The 13,840-nt window shown below is 46.8% G+C and carries 14 protein-coding genes; 4 read left to right on the top strand and 10 right to left on the bottom strand.

Features of this window, described 5'->3' with window-relative positions:
• Nucleotides 1-18 precede the first annotated feature (18 nt).
• The 4 genes from C9991_RS06050 to C9991_RS06035 form a co-directional block, all read right to left on the bottom strand.
• Nucleotides 19-720 (bottom strand): UpxY family transcription antiterminator, encoded by a 702-nt coding sequence (locus tag C9991_RS06050; protein ID WP_106811646.1) that lies wholly within the window; start codon nt 718-720, stop codon nt 19-21.
• Nucleotides 721-972: 252 nt separating this feature from the next.
• Nucleotides 973-1,554, bottom strand: a complete 582-nt coding sequence (locus C9991_RS06045; protein WP_106811645.1) for a LutC/YkgG family protein — start codon at nt 1,552-1,554, stop codon at nt 973-975.
• 47 nt (nt 1,555-1,601) lie between these two features.
• Nucleotides 1,602-2,975: a lactate utilization protein B gene (locus C9991_RS06040; RefSeq protein ID WP_106811644.1), complete on the bottom strand. Its 1,374-nt coding sequence runs from the start codon at nt 2,973-2,975 to the stop codon at nt 1,602-1,604.
• A complete protein-coding gene (locus C9991_RS06035; protein WP_106811643.1) occupies nt 2,972-3,709 on the bottom strand; it encodes a (Fe-S)-binding protein in 738 nt (245 codons plus the stop codon). Before C9991_RS06035 ends, C9991_RS06040 begins: the two co-directional genes overlap by 4 nt.
• 188 nt (nt 3,710-3,897) lie before the next feature.
• Between C9991_RS06035 and C9991_RS06030 the strand changes: the two genes are divergently transcribed.
• Genes C9991_RS06030 through C9991_RS06020 form a run of 3 tightly spaced genes read left to right on the top strand, consistent with a single transcriptional unit; the run spans nt 3,898 to nt 6,353 of the window.
• Nucleotides 3,898-4,482, top strand: a complete 585-nt coding sequence (locus tag C9991_RS06030; protein WP_157949376.1) for a hypothetical protein — start codon at nt 3,898-3,900, stop codon at nt 4,480-4,482.
• A 15-nt stretch (nt 4,483-4,497) separates the two neighbouring features.
• Entirely contained in the window at nt 4,498-5,040 is a 543-nt protein-coding gene (locus C9991_RS06025) for an RNA polymerase sigma factor (RefSeq protein WP_106811641.1), read from the top strand.
• A complete protein-coding gene (locus C9991_RS06020) occupies nt 5,037-6,353 on the top strand; it encodes a porin family protein (protein WP_106811640.1) in 1,317 nt (438 codons plus the stop codon). The genes C9991_RS06025 and C9991_RS06020 overlap by 4 nt, the downstream gene beginning before the upstream one ends.
• 212 nt (nt 6,354-6,565) lie before the next feature.
• Here C9991_RS06020 and C9991_RS06015 read toward each other — a convergent pair whose 3' ends face one another.
• On the bottom strand, nt 6,566-7,240 hold the full coding sequence (locus C9991_RS06015; RefSeq protein ID WP_106811639.1) for a leucine-rich repeat domain-containing protein: 675 nt from the start codon (nt 7,238-7,240) through the stop codon (nt 6,566-6,568).
• Between C9991_RS06015 and C9991_RS06010 the strand changes: the two genes are divergently transcribed.
• Complete coding sequence (locus C9991_RS06010) at nt 7,217-8,182, top strand: extended-spectrum class A beta-lactamase CfxA3 (protein ID WP_004348227.1); 966 nt, start codon at nt 7,217-7,219, stop codon at nt 8,180-8,182. The genes C9991_RS06015 and C9991_RS06010 overlap by 24 nt on opposite strands.
• 92 nt (nt 8,183-8,274) lie before the next feature.
• Here C9991_RS06010 and C9991_RS06005 read toward each other — a convergent pair whose 3' ends face one another.
• The 5 genes from C9991_RS06005 to tnpC form a co-directional block, all read right to left on the bottom strand.
• The gene (locus C9991_RS06005; protein WP_106811638.1) at nt 8,275-9,678 is read right to left on the bottom strand and encodes a mobilization protein; all 1,404 of its coding nucleotides are present in this window, start codon (nt 9,676-9,678) and stop codon (nt 8,275-8,277) included.
• 282 nt (nt 9,679-9,960) lie between these two features.
• Entirely contained in the window at nt 9,961-11,076 is a 1,116-nt protein-coding gene (locus tag C9991_RS06000; protein WP_004292742.1) for a DUF6371 domain-containing protein, read from the bottom strand.
• 3 nt (nt 11,077-11,079) lie between these two features.
• Entirely contained in the window at nt 11,080-12,177 is a 1,098-nt protein-coding gene (locus C9991_RS05995) for an AAA family ATPase (RefSeq protein WP_004348225.1), read from the bottom strand.
• Between the two features lie 5 nt (nt 12,178-12,182).
• Nucleotides 12,183-12,557, bottom strand: coding sequence for an excisionase family DNA-binding protein (locus C9991_RS05990; protein WP_004338328.1), 375 nt, complete (start codon nt 12,555-12,557; stop codon nt 12,183-12,185).
• Between the two features lie 199 nt (nt 12,558-12,756).
• Nucleotides 12,757-13,614: a transposon Tn4555 protein TnpC gene (tnpC, locus tag C9991_RS05985; protein ID WP_004339687.1), complete on the bottom strand. Its 858-nt coding sequence runs from the start codon at nt 13,612-13,614 to the stop codon at nt 12,757-12,759.
• Nucleotides 13,615-13,840 lie beyond the last annotated feature (226 nt).

Raw genomic sequence — 13,840 nt, 5'->3', positions numbered from 1 at the left:
GTACAGTTTCAGTTTGTTTTACGTCAGTTTCTTGATAAAGCTACTTGGCACATAAGCAGTTGTTGCCAGGCACACGCCTTTAAGCTCTACGACCACCCTTTGCTGACCAGCAACACGTGCCACACGTCCACAAATACCTTTAAACTCACCGTCTACTATTTTTACCATATCACCATTGCGATAGTGGCAAAGCTCAGGTCTAACTACCATGATGTGCTCGTTGGCTATGCTGGTAAGGCGAATAAAGTTGGCCATATCATCATTACGAACTGTAAGAGGAGGATTTTTTCCGTTTGGTCCTGTATTAAAATGATCGTAGTAGTAGGTTATAAAACTTCTTGCGTTGGTACCGTCTTTGGTTTTTACAATGGCGTCAAGTTTAGCAAATGTCGTATAAACAAAAAGTAAATTTGGTATTAGTGGGCGTGTTATGCGTTTTTCTTTCCCATCGATTTCCCGCTTTACCCATCTCATGGGCATATATGTCTCAATGTCGTTTTTTGTCAGCAAGTCGTAAGCCTTTTGCGCTCGATAGTAGGTTATGCGTAATACATACCACTTTTTCTTTGGATCGTATGCAAATGGTGCTTGCGGCGGTGCATTCCCTACCGACACCCCTGTATCTGAGCTCGAAGCTTTGGGGAGGACATTGGAGGTAAGTCCAATTGTAGGAGAATCATGCCCGTCTCGTCGGGTTTTGGCATTAGACAATGCACTCATTTTGTGTTAAAGTATGTATATCAAACGTGAATATACCTTACAAAGTTAGCTTTTTTTTTAATAATCTCCAACTTTTTCCCCCACAATCTCGCAAATACAACCCTTAATTTAACAAATCCACAAAGCCCCGTAATCCATCGTGATTACGGGGCTTTATGGCGTAAAATGCATCAAATAATCAACAAAAAGCGATAATCGTGTTTATTTGTTTAGTATTTGGAATAAACGTATAAAAATAACGTCCGCTTTTTATCAGTCTTGTGTAATAACAACCGTTACGTCTCTTGCTGCCTGAGCGCCCATAACAAGCGCCTGTTCTATGTCGGCAGTTTTGGATGGACCCGAGATAAAGCAACCCAGTCCGGTTGTAGGCATCTGTATACAATCGTAAGCCTGGTGCATATTGTCGACAATGCCACTCTTGGGCAACACAATAACAAGCTGCTCAACTATAAAGCACACAGCCTTCTGGCGCATCGACTGCGGTATCCACACACATCCGTTCTCTGCCACACCTATTTGTCCGCGCACCACACCTACGTCGGTGCCGTTAAGCTGTTGCGCCTCTTCCACCGTGTCGGGGTTGATGGTGGCTATAGACAACTCGGCTATGTTGGAGGCTATAACCTTTGCCTCAGGATAGGCTCGGCGCACAATGCTGTCGAGACTCTCGCCTGCTTGCGCTATCAGCACATTGGCACCTACAGCCTTGCTTGCCTCAACAAACTGTGCCACGGCGTCGGGGTAGGTTATGCCAGCAATGTGGCTGTCTGGCATATCGTATTGCTCGCGCGTGTTGCGGCGGAGCTTCTGCAATAGTTCTTCCTTGTACATTTGTTGTTTTTTTTGATTGTTCCTACGGGAGCGTTAGCCCCCAACTGCTACTCTACCTTACCCTTCTTCCATAAGGCTTGAAACGACTGGCGCGCAAACTGCGGCATGGCATGTCCCACACCCCAAGGGTTAATGGCGCGTATGTGTGTTATACCGTCAGGAACTGCGTTGGCCAACGGCGCAAGCTTTAAGGCCGAGGCATACAGATGCGGATGTTCGAACAACAGTTCCATACCCTCGGACATGAGCTTCTTCATTGGGTCGGCACGGTGCAGCGAGTCGAGTTTCTGTCGCCACAGATACACCTGCGAGCCAGGACCAACCATAGTTGGGCACACATTGTCGCAAGAGAGGCACAGCGTGCAAGCCGACACATTGTCGCTATAACGGCTTGCATTGCGTAGCATGCCAAGGTTTATACCTATAGGACCTGGTATGAAGTAGGTGTAGGCATAGCCACCCGAACGGCGGTATACGGGACAAGTATTCATGCACGATCCGCAACGTATGCACTTAAGCGTCTGCCAATGGTCGGGGTCGGCAAGCATATCGCTGCGCCCATTGTCCACCAGTATAACGTGCATCTCGGCTCCTGGGCGCGCCTGACGAAAATGCGAGGTGTAGGCAGTTGTGGGCTGGCCTGTGGCCGATCGGCACAACAGGCGCTGGAATACGGCAAGCGAGCTGTAGTCGGGCACTAACTTCTCTATGCCCATAGCCACAAGATGCAACTTTGGCATAGATGTAGACATGTCGGCATTGCCTTCGTTGGTACACACCACTATGTCGCCCGTCTTGGCCACACCAAAGTTGCAACCCGTCATGCCTGCCCCTGCCTCCATAAACTGGTTGCGCAAGTGCTGTCGCGCACAGCGTGTAAGGTATGTTGGGTCGTAATTGCCGTGCTCCTTGCTTATGCCTTGCTGCTCAAACATGCGGCCTATCTCCTCGCGCTTAAGATGTATAGCGGGCATAACGATGTGGCTTGGTTTCTGATGCAACAGCTGCAAGATGCGCTCGCCAAGGTCGGTCTCCACCACGTCTATTCCGTTTTGCTCGAGAAAGGGGTTCATGCCGCACTCCTCGGTTAGCATCGACTTCGACTTAACCATCTTCTTTACGCCGTGCTGGCGCAGAATATCGAGCACCGTATTGTTGAAGTGGTCGGCATCCTTAGCCCAATGCACTATCACGCCACGGCTTTCGAGCTGAGCCGCAAACTGCTCAAGATAGTCAGCAAGATGTGTAATGGTGTGGCGCTTTATTTGGCTGGCATGCTGGCGCAGGTCTTCCCATTCGGGCAATGTATGTGCCATGGCGTCGCGTTTCTGCCTTAAAGCCCAAAAGGTAGCGTCATGCCAGGTAGTTTTCTCTCGGTCTTGATTGAAGCGGCGTGCCGCTTCGCTGTGTAGTGTACTCATAATCCGGCTGCTAATATCTGTACTACGTGGATAAACTTTATTGGTTTTTTCTCTCTCTTGGCTATACCTTGCATGTGCATGAGGCACGACGAGTCGGGACCGGTAACATACTCGGCTCCGGTGGCTATGTGGCGTGCTATTTTGTCCTCGCCCATGCGTGTGGACACATCAGGCTCCTCGACAGAAAACATACCGCCAAATCCGCAACACTCGTCCTTACGTTCGGGCTGGCATATGGTTATGCCATCTACAAGGCGCAACAAGTCTACTATATTGTTGAACTGAGGCTCGTTGCGCTCTGATGGCGACGACAAGCCAAGCTCGCGTACGCCGTGGCACGAATTGTGCACACTTACAATATGCGGGAATTTTGACTTAAGACTCGTGGGTTTTACCACGTCGTGCAAGAACTCCACAACATCCATTATCTTCTTGGACGTAAGGCATTGGTGCCCCTCCTTTACAAGACGCGGATGATAGAGCTTAACGAATGCGGCGCACGAGGCCGATGGTGCCACTACATAATCGTAGGCATCAAACAGTTGGTCGAAACGGCTTGCTATGCTGTCTGCCATCTTCTCGAATCCTGCATTTGCCATTGGCTGTCCACAACAAGTTTGGTTGAGGGGATAGTCTACGTCAAGGGCAAGGCTCTTCAGGAGCTTGTAAGTGGCTACACCCACCTCAGGGTAGAGCGCATCGACATAACAAGGTATAAACAATCCTATTTTCATAATGTTAAAAGTTATCCACCTTAATGTATTTCTAATATTTCTAAACTGCTGCAAAAGTACAAATTTTGAACGGATTAGCACAACTTATTGCGTATGAACATAAAAAAAACTTTGCTCATCGGTGCAATATTTTATATCTTTGCACATTTATAATATGTATCGGCACAAGTGTCGACGCAATATATAAGATGAATAGATTTGTAAAACGTTTGTACAGCCTGGCCATTATGGCTGTGGTGTCGATGGTATGGGTATTGGCTGTGGGCACATTGCAATCGTGTGCCAACAGCGACGATGCCGCATTAGAGGGATCGTACAACAGCGAGGGGGTTACGCCATATATTGGCAAATGGACTGTAGGCAACCTGACGGCTGCCAAGAGCACGGTGCTGGTATGCGCCGATTATTTTCAGGTGAGTAATGTACCATGCGAGGAGATACTGAGTCAACTGTTTCCTGGCAAAACAATAAGCAACGCACAATGCAGCATTGGCACGGGGCGACTGAGGTTTGACAGTACACCTACGTCAGACAAGTCGATAACCTACACTATCAAGCCTACAGAATGGCGACTAACCGCCACTATCGACGGGCAGCCTCATAGGCTGGCGCTTGCCATATCGTCTATATCAAGCTCTACTGACTACGGATCATGGGCATCGTTGTCAAGCGCCGGAATACTGACAATTATCTTGCACGCCACATCTGTAACAACCGACAACAACTCGCCACAACCATTGTCGCTCAGGCTTTCCTTTACTGGCAAAAAGTAAGGGCTGCAACAACAAATGAAACAAGAGGAACAACTCGTTAGCGATATACAACGGGGAGAGAGGTTGGCAATGCGCCGCCTTTACGACCAATATTCGGGATTTGCCATGGCCATAGCGCTAAGGTACGTTCCGGACAGGGACGACGTGTCGGATATCCTGCAAGACTCGTTTGTAAAGATATTCCAGTCGATAGGCTCGTACGAGTATCGCGGCGAGGGTATGCTTAGGGCATGGATAGCACGAATTGTGAGCAACGAGGCTTTGGGATTTCTGCGGCGACGCAACGGCATAACATTTACCGACAACATTCCAGACAACACCCCCGACGAAGATCCCGACATCAGCATGATAGACGACGACACATTGGCCAAGATGATTGCCCAGCTGCCCGAGGGCTACAGAGTAGTACTAAACCTTTATGTATTCGGCAACTTGAGCCATAAGGAGATTGCTGCCAAGTTAGGCATAACGCCAAGTACATCGGCATCACAATTTTTTCATGCCAAGAAGATGTTGGCACGTATGATTAACGAACATAGAAAAAAGAATATAATATGAAACACGACGATTGGACCAGACAGTTAAACAGGCGACTTGCCAATAGGGAAACTCCTGCGCCCGATGACTTGTGGGAGAAGATAGAGATGCGGCTCGATGCCAAGGACAACAAGCCTGTAGTGAAGCCGCGATATACCGTACGACGCATTGCCACATGGAGTGTATCGGCTGCTGCTGTGGCTGCCTTGCTGGTGACTATAGACTACAAGGCAAACGAAGACACTATCGAGAGACTTGCCGCAAATAGCCCTAAAACACATGCTGACAATGCCATCAACAACGCTACACCCAATACTGCAAGCACAGCCAACCCAAACATAGAGCTAACATATGGCAGCAGCACCAATGCTACAACCCAACTTGTTGCTGCAAAATATAATTACAACGGAGCTACAAGCAACAACCATACAGGCAAGGCTACGGCTGCTGCTAACGAGGCTATGGCTATAGACAACGCAAATGCAGAAGACATAACCGAAGCCAATACCGAGGCTAATGTGGCTTATAAGGAAAATGAAGCATCGGTTGCACAGCATTCTGCAGAGATGGAAAGGAAGGTGGTTGTGGCCGACAACAAGAGATATGCGCCACACAACACGGCTCCACGAATGATGTATGTTGAGAACGACGAGCAAGACAAACAGTTGGCTCATTGGAGCATTGGCGCTCACACGGCTGGCAGCATGATGGACAGCCAATATGCCAATATGCCTGTGGCACGCTCTATCAACGCCTCGATGATGGGAGATCTTACTAACGACGACGAAACTTCGCATCCTAACATACACAGACCTGTGGGCAATGCCGCCCTTATGTCGCGATATAGTGAGACCAAGCATCATGCACAGCCTGTATCATATGGCGTTTCGGTGGGTTATGCCATCAACAACCGTATGTCGCTTATTACGGGTGTGGTGTATACACGTGCCGTAACCGACTTTATACGCTCTTCGGGTAAGGACGACATTACAGAGACTCAGCGCCTTCACTATATTGGTGTGCCTCTTGGCATAAAGTATCGTATTTGGAACAACAAGCATATACAGACATACGCTACAGCTGGAGGACAGGCCGACTTTAATGTAAAGGCCACAATGACTGCCGCTGATGTAAAGACTGATGTAGACCGCGACAATGTACAATTCTCGGTTAATGCAGCAGCTGGTATACAGCTGGATGTGGTGCCGCATGTGGGACTGTATGCCGAACCTGGTGTGAAATATTATATAGACAACAACAGCCAGGTGGTGACTATATTCAAAGACAAACCTTGGGCATTCAACCTGCAAGTGGGATTGAGGGTTGAGTTCTAAATATACCAAAACATATAGCGTATCTATTAACCTACCCCATAATGTGGTGAATGGAAGTTATAGGACGAAATCCATAAAGGGGTACGGTTGAAACGACTCACTTGAAGGGTGTGATTACATGTCATACCCTTTTTTGTATTTACAACAAAAAAGGGTACGATTGCTCGTACCCCTATATAAAAATATTGTCTCACAATGATGCTTGCCACCCATTATTCTACAGCAACTTTCTTCACGCTACCATCGCTATACTTCACGATATTCAATCCCTTGGTTGGACCTACCAATCGCTGACCATTTAGAGAATAGCGAGATACCTCCTCAACATCAGTAGAGGTTGTAGTCTTGTCGATACCTGTTGCATTGAATTCTACTATATTCTCAAAGTAGCCAAATTCAGAGAGCCTGTAATTATCATAAGTTCCCTTAGGTACATAAAGTGTACATTTCCTGGAAGCACAACCTTCGAATGCATAACGACCTATTCTTGGTACTTTCTCTGCATATACATATATACTCGTTAATCCGCTACAGTAAGAGAATGCGCTTTCGCCTATCCAGGTAATACCAGCAGGAAGGGTTAAACTCGTTAATCCGCTACAGCCATAGAATGCGTACTTGTCTATTGAGGTTATACCAGCAGGAAGGTTTAAACTCGTTAATCCGCTACAGCCAGAGAATGCGTACTCGCCTATTGAAGTAATACCAGCAGGAAGGGTTAAACTCGTTAATCCGCTACAGCCATAGAATGTGTCATCGCTTATTGAGGTAATACCAGCAGGAAGGGTTAAACTCGTTAATCCGCTACAGCCTCGGAATGCGTATTCGCCTATTGAGGTAATACCAGCAGGAANAATATAAACATGGAAAAAAACAGAAAAAAACAAATCGTAGTTTTGAGTATAGCTTTAGTTTGCATTTTCATCTTGGTATTTTCATTGTTCCATAAATCAGCGACAAAAGATAGCGCAAATCCTCCTTTAACAAATGTTTTGACTGATAGCATTTCTCAAATTGTCTCAGCTTGTCCTGGCGAAATTGGTGTGGCGGTTATTGTTAATAACAGAGATACGGTTAAGGTCAATAATAAGAGTGTTTATCCTATGATGAGTGTGTTTAAGGTTCATCAGGCATTAGCTCTTTGTAATGACTTTGACAATAAAGGAATTTCACTTGATACCTTAGTAAATATAAATAGGGATAAACTTGACCCAAAGACTTGGAGTCCTATGCTGAAAGATTATTCAGGGCCAGTCATATCATTGACAGTGAGAGATTTGCTGCGTTATACTCTTACTCAGAGTGACAACAATGCAAGCAACCTTATGTTTAAGGATATGGTTAATGTCGCTCAAACAGATAGTTTTATAGCCACACTCATTCCTCGTTCAAGTTTTCAGATAGCTTATACGGAAGAGGAAATGTCGGCTGACCATAACAAGGCTTACTCTAACTATACATCTCCTCTTGGTGCTGCAATGTTGATGAATCGTTTGTTTACTGAAGGTCTTATCGATGATGAGAAACAAAGTTTCATTAAGAATACGTTAAAAGAATGCAAAACAGGTGTAGATAGGATAGCAGCTCCACTTCTTGATAAAGAAGGGGTTGTTATAGCGCATAAGACAGGTTCAGGTGATGTTAATGAAAATGGTGTTCTTGCAGCTCACAATGATGTTGCCTATATATGTCTGCCTAATAATATCAGTTATACCTTAGCGGTATTTGTTAAGGATTTCAAGGGAAATGAATCACAAGCGTCACAATATGTTGCGCATATATCAGCTGTAGTATATTCTTTATTAATGCAAACTTCAGTAAAATCTTAAACTGCACTTGCTTTGATAATTAATGATAAACAATCTAAAAGCACTCTAATCGTTATCGGAGTGCTTTTAGATTACTAATCAAATTGCTTCTATTATAATTTGAATCCTCTACTTTTTCTTTCTTCCTGTTGCGGCACTCTTGCTCCATATCTAAGCCTGTGCCATTGCTCCCTGAACCAGTCGGCAATCGGCTTCCTGTTTATTGTCAGGTTCAGCCTGCTTTCATCGTCAGGGTCATTTTCCACCCTTAAAATATCATCCTTTATATCAAAGTTCCGCCTGTGTTGCTCGGAATAGATTTTACCGCTACATTTCAGGGCTTCTTTTTTGACTATAAGACTTTCAGTCATTTCTTTAGAGAATCCCAGCATGGCACAAAACTTTTCCATGCGCAGCATTTCCCTGAACATCGGAAACCACCTGAAAGCCTTGTCTATGATTCTGGCGAGCCGTGACAGTTCTTTTTCTTTCATGTCAAGTTCCTGCCTGTGCATTTCTCTGAGATTGTGGATTTGCGTATCATGCTGTTTCTGCATCTGCTGTACTTGGCTCTGCAATTTTTCAATATAGGTGTTCCGTTTTGAAACCTCGTCTTGCAGTTTTTCGTTGGCACGTTCCAGTTCTTTTAGTTTTCCACTCCCGAAAAGAGAAGCAACTCCACTAGTTATGGCTGTCGCTGCCGTGGTGGCTGTCTTCTTTAACTTGTCAGTGCGTATTTCTGATTTCACCTGTTTCAGTTCCTGCTCGGCAAGATTTATCTGTTCTTCTTTGTGCCGTTTGGCTGCATCCATGCGTTGCAGTTCAGCTTTCTGCTTCTCAATGATAAAGTCGTTCCGTTCCAGATGCTCCTTACCAGTGACAGCCTTTGACTGCCCGCGTTCCATCAGCAGGATGTCGGATGCAAGGGTCTGCATCTGCATCATGTCATCGTCATTGAGCTTTCGGCTCTTTCCTGTTTCGTGGTTCATCCAGTCGAAAACGATATGGGCATGATAGTTCGGCTTGAACCATCTGTCCCCGACTTTGAAGCTTTCCCTGTCTTCCGCTTCCGGCTGACCGTTCAGCCAATGCCCTTCATCCTTGTGCAGGAAGATTTGCAGCGGTGTGATTCCCCAGCGTCTTTGACACTCCTCACCGAATTTACGCACGTCTGCCAGTGTGGTGTCCGACCTGACAAGCAGCACTCCTTCACGTATGGGGGAGCATCCCGCAATCTTGACTATTTTACCGTTCTTGCCTTTGCGTTCACGCTCCTTTTCCTGCATGGCACGTCCGGTCTTTTCCTTTACCATCTGTCTGATATTGTCATAATGCATCCGCAAATCCGGACTGCCGAAGTCGGGATTTATCCACTGTTCGTTATCGGTGGATAGTTCAGGAACGACATAGATTCTGGACTCTCCGATGTGGCGCATGTATTCGGCAGTCCTCCTGTTGTGAGCCTCGCTCGATGCGATGTTGCAGGGCTTGATATGTATGCTTGATTTTGTTGCCATAGATACTTGTTTTTTGGTTTGTACTTTATTGTTTGCTTTTCCGCTGTCCGTAAACGCATGGGGTTCTTAGGGGTGCAACCCATAAGCGGAGATTGCAAAGAGAGGGTCACTCTTTGCTCTGGGTTCTCAGGGGAGAAACGCCCTGAGTGGGTCATTAGGGTAAAACCCTAATCCCCTCGGGAGAGCCCACAACTACGTAAGCGGAGCGTGTAGTTATAGTGGGCTATATCAATGGCAAGCCATTGTCTGCAAACTCCAGCCTACGGCTTCCGCTCTCCTCCGTCAGGGAGGTTTTTCATCATCGTTGCCGATTGGAGATGCACCGACCAGCACAAGGTCTAAATCGTCTATCAGTTTTTGCAGGACGGGATTCTTCTCTATCATCCGCTGGAGGATTCTCTCAGCCTCGACCAAGTGGTTGGCTGTACTCATCACCTTGCCCTCCCGTATCTGAAAGATAATCCAATCGGCTATGTCGATATGGGCTTCTTTTTGTTTCGGGGTGGCATTCCTTTCGATGATGTCCGAAACCACCACCTTACAAAAGTACATGCTCTCGGCTCGCTGTTTCCACTCGGCATAAGCATCGGCATCGGGAAAGAGAAGCACGGTTCGCCCTGACAGTACACGGAGTTTCTCTTCTCTCATCTGACTCTTACCACCCGTAGCCAGCCATACATAATCGGGGAAGATAGCAGAACCGATAACGGCACTCTTCTCGGATTCCACCAAGACCACCACCTTGTCGGGATGCGTTTTCAACAAGTGTTCCCCGAAAAGGCATTGGGATAGTTGCCAATCCTCTGCCAACACACGCTGCTTTTTCAATATGCTGTGTATCCAGTTCACTGCCGATGTCTGTCCTCCCTTGATACGGTGTCCGTCTTCGGGATTGTACTGCATCACCTTTCCCGTGCGTACCTTGCCCGTCCTGTCTATCTGCCAAAAGATAACAGAGCCGTCACGGGTAGCCCCCAAACGGTATTCCTCCAACAACCGCTTCAACACCTCTTTCGCCTTGTCGCCATAGTAGGAAGTAAGGAGTGTGAAGAGGAAACGGAAGAAATTGCTACGCTCGCTTTGCGACTTCTCCACATAGTGAGGGGGAATATAGCCGATGGCTGTCGGCTTACTTTGCTGCTTCACTTTCTTCTGCTCTGCTCTTTGCCTGTCAAAAGAGAAATCATTGGTAGTTCTGTGTTCAGGATGCTCTTGAAAATACTCTTTCGGAGTGTAGTGATACCCACAACCGCTTTCGTGGTTACATCTGCCGACCGATGGATGCAACGGCACATTATTTTCGTCCACGTAATAGACGAAAGAATGCCTGTCTCCGCATTTGGGGCAGGTATGCCGTGTTGCCGTTCCTTTATACTTCTGTAATGAATAATTGCCCATAGCTTAGTCCGTTTTTGATGGTTGATTGTCGGCTGTCCCATCCTGTCCCATTGTCCCACACTCTAAGGGTTGGGACAGTGGGACACTTGGGACACCTGCGTTTTTACTCTCTTTGCTGCGCTGGATGATACGGTTTACGGTGGACTTGCCACAATTCACCTGTGAGGCTATCTCCCTGACGGACTTGCCCGATTGGGAGAGTTGCAGAATTTGGCAATCCCTTTGGCTTGATTCATTGTCGCCCAATTTTTTCAAGTGTTCCTTTTCCGTGGAATAGCCCCTGAACACGAACTGCAAGAAAGCATCCACCTTGTCAATCTCGTAAACGATTACATTATCCGCATCATGAGAGAACGTGCCATAGCGCACTTTAAGCTGCTTCACATAGCGAAGCCCTCCGTCTTGGGCACTTTTTCCAATGGTGAACACGCTGTCAAAGAAATTGTAGAGCCGTTTGCTTCCGGCAAGGTCGTTGGATGTGATGGGACAATCCAAAGAGCGTTTGGGCGTATGTGCTAGGACAAGGATAGAGAGCGCATATCTCTTTTTGAGATTGTTCAGCTGAATCATCAGCCGTCCTGCGGCATCGCCTTTCTCCATGGCGCAACACAGGTAGGTAAGATTGTCAATGATGAAAATCTTGCAGTCGGTCTGCACAGCCATCTGTTCAATGCCGCCTATGATAGCTTCCTCAAAGTTGGCATCCAAAAGCTGGTTGCAGTCAATAGACACCCGATAGAGTTTGTCGGGAAAGGTGTAGAGCTCTCCATGCTCGTTGGTATAGCGGAGCTGGAACTGCTTTTCGGACAGTTCAAAGTCCAGATACAGCACATTGTCGGTTCGGGCGATGCGGTCGGCTATCTGCACGGCAAGGATGGACTTGCCCACGTTGGAATCGGCAAACAAGCAGGAGAGTTCCCCCTCGTACCAAAAGCTGTCCCACAGCGCACGGGGCGTAGGCAATAACGATGCTTCAAGAATGGTTTGGTTTGCCGTCTTGATATTCATCATGCCTACACTGTCGGGCATACCGTTATGCGCTTGGGATGCTTTTGTGAGGTCGCCACGTATCAGGTTGATATAGTTCTTATCCTCTTCCATATCATTCACCAGTTACGTGGGTTGGGCTTGCGACGGTGGGAAGAGGATAAGGACTTGTTCAGTTCCTCGTCTGACAACGGTATGGGATTCTTTCGGGCGGTTTCCAGCCACTTGTCCAGTTCGTCACGGTAAAGGCAATAGCGTTTGCCGGGCTTGGTGGCAGGGATTGTCCCTTCTGACAGTTTCATGTAGAGCGTACCCTTAGGGATACCTAAATACTCTGCTGCCTCGTCCACAGACATGGGCACGTGGGTGTCCACCGTTTTGGCATTGTTCACACTGCGCTGCTCGGCGAGCAGGCTTTTCAGGCTCATCACTTCGTCTCGAAGCTGAGCGACAACCTCGGGGAGGTCGTTGAAGGTAAGAATTGATTTTTCCATTCGCGTACTCGTCTCTTTTGTAAGACTTGGCGCAAAGGACTGAAATGATATATCCGTGAATATCTCCACGACACGTCATTGCAAAATAATTCCCGAATAATTAAGCCCAGCCATAAATGACGGGTAAAATTACTCGGGAAACGATGTAAAACAGGCGGTTATGAGTTACCGGATGGTTGTCGTTGGTGTCGTGATTATCCTAATTCCGCACATAATCCTCGGGATAGTGGAAATCAAGTTTGCCGTTTTCGGGTTCATCAATGGGAATTTCCGTCTTTAACGGCTCTACCTTGAAATTCTTGATGGTTGATAAGTCTGTATCAGCAAACGATTTCGGGAAAAGGGCTTTGATGAACTTGGCACGGTTATCCCCATTGTAGTATCTCTTGTACAGGAAACGCTCAGAGATATTCCATACGAAGTGACGGAGTGGAATGTTGTTGATGTCTTTGGTAAACGGTCTTTGTATGGGCTTCGGGGTATAAGTGTTAAGATTCATCCATTTGTCCACCTCAGTACAGATGTGGTTCACGGTTTCTTGGTCGGCAATGCGAGGCAGGTAATAATGGCAATACTCCATGACCATGCGGATGCGCTCTTCCTTTTCCCGTTGCTCTCTGCTTGCGTAATTGGCACGGTTCTTTTCGTGAAGATCCGGGGCGATAGTAAGCTCTATCGGTTGTGTTTGGATAAGTGTCTCTTCTTTTGTCGGGGATGATTCGGGTACAGGCTCAGGGACTGATGTAGGTCCAGGCACAGATGTGGCTTCTTCAAGTGTATTTTGTGACAGTTCTTCCTGCACCTCTATGGCTTCGGCAATCGTTTCTTTCTTGCCGAACTTGATTTTGTAGATTTCGTATGTATCAAAGATAAGTGTCTGAAAGGAGAGATAGAGCAACCATCCCAACAGGTTACAGCATACGAATACTATCCACCTGACAAAGTTGTCTTGGTTGAAGCTGTCCGCTATTACCAGCGTGGCAATGGAAGATATTAGGACGATGGCGAAGCCGACAAAGCCCAAGATGATGTATTTGTCCTTGATTGATGATTCCATATTTCGTTGAGAGATTGAATGTTCCTGTATTATTTTGTGCAAAGTTAATGCTATTTTTCCCAATTACTGCCCGTTATTTGCGGTTAGAACGGTCTTTTTCAATGTATTTCACGAAATGTCATCATATCATACTCTGTTTCATACTCTGAGGGGCTTATAAATGGTGGCATCAAGCCAAAAACATAGAGGGGCGATTATAGCCTTGTAGCCATAACCGCCCCTCTGA

It is taken from the genome of Prevotella merdae (assembly GCF_900290275.1).
Taxonomy (GTDB): domain Bacteria; phylum Bacteroidota; class Bacteroidia; order Bacteroidales; family Bacteroidaceae; genus Prevotella; species Prevotella merdae.
Note: the sequence above shows the minus strand (reverse complement) of the source record. Positions and strands in the feature narration are given on the sequence as shown.